This is a genomic window from Arthrobacter sp. Y3223164 (assembly GCF_059091005.1).
In genome coordinates, this window is the sequence record NZ_JBNHGF010000875.1 from 1 (window position 1) to 420 (window position 420).

At 71.2% G+C, this 420-nt stretch carries 1 protein-coding gene; it reads right to left on the bottom strand.

The features are described 5' to 3' along the window. Window positions 1-420: copper resistance CopC family protein (locus AC5RUJ_RS18495; protein WP_494156545.1), on the bottom strand; the 420-nt coding region annotated here is incomplete at both ends.

Consider the following 420-nt stretch of genomic DNA (forward strand, 5'->3'; position numbering starts at 1 on the left):
GGCTGCCTCGGCGGTGCCGCCGGCCGCGGATGCGGATGCCGGGGCCGAGGCGGTGCCGCCGGCCGCAAGGGAGAATTTTGTGGTTCCTTCGATCGGATGGCCGTCGCTGGAGACGACCCGCCAGCCCAGCTGGTAGTCGCCGTCGGGCATCCCGTCCTGCAGGGGAATGGTGACCTCACGGCCGCCGAGCACGGGTGCTCCGGCGGCCCAGTCGGTGCCGGCGCTGTCCAGGACCTGGGTGGTGGTGCCGATATCCATCACATTCGCACTGAATTCCAGCACGATGCTCTCGGGCTGGACGTCGAGGACGGCGCCGTTTTCCGGGGTGGATCCGATCAGTTCGTCGTGGGCCGCGGCCGGGCGCGCCAGCGTCAGCGCGGCCGAAAGCCACAGCAGCATGGCGGCCAAGGCGGCCGCGAG